The following is a 734-nucleotide window of genomic DNA, read 5'->3' on the forward strand; positions in this document are numbered from 1 at the left end:
GAATCCCAAAAGATTGGGGAACAACAAAAACTTGCTCGAACAGGTATCTATTTGGAAAAAGTAGGTCATGTATTAGAAAGCAATATCGATGAAGCTGAGGAACTCTTAAAAACCATGACCGAGACAGGAGATAAACTATTTCAAACAGTCTTCTTGATTGGGGTCTTTGGTCAGGATGAAGAAGAACTCAAACAAGCGCTAGACACTATCCAACAAGTGGCCGGCTCAAATGACCTAATGATTGATAAACTTCCATATATGCAAGAAGCAGCCTTTAATAGTTTGCTGCCATTTGGTTGTGATTTTTTAGAGGGAGTATCACGGAGTTTATTAACATCTAATGTAGCAGTGAACTCACCTTGGACTTCAGTAGACTTACAAGACCGCAGTGGGAAATATTACGGTATCAATCAAATCTCAAGCAATATTATTACCATTGATCGAAGCCTATTAAATACACCGTCTGGTCTGATTTTAGGGACATCTGGAGCTGGGAAAGGGATGGCAACCAAGCATGAAATTATCACGACCAAAATCAAGGAATCTGGTGAAAATACTGAAATTATCATCGTGGATCCAGAAGCAGAGTACAGTGTTATTGGACGGGCTTTTGGTGGGGAAATGATTGATATTGCGCCCGATTCCCAAACCTATCTCAATGTACTTGACTTGTCTGATGAAAATATGGATGAGGACCCTGTTAAGGTAAAATCAGAATTTCTTTTATCCTTTAT

At 39.2% G+C, this 734-nt stretch carries 1 pseudogene; it reads left to right on the plus strand.

What is annotated here, in order from left to right:
- Positions 1-734: pseudogene (locus tag HMPREF2701_RS00970) on the plus strand (VirB4-like conjugal transfer ATPase); the annotation flags it as partial.

The sequence above is a fragment of the Streptococcus sp. HMSC077D04 genome (assembly GCF_001808785.1).
In the GTDB taxonomy this organism is placed as follows: domain Bacteria; phylum Bacillota; class Bacilli; order Lactobacillales; family Streptococcaceae; genus Streptococcus; species Streptococcus mitis_BX.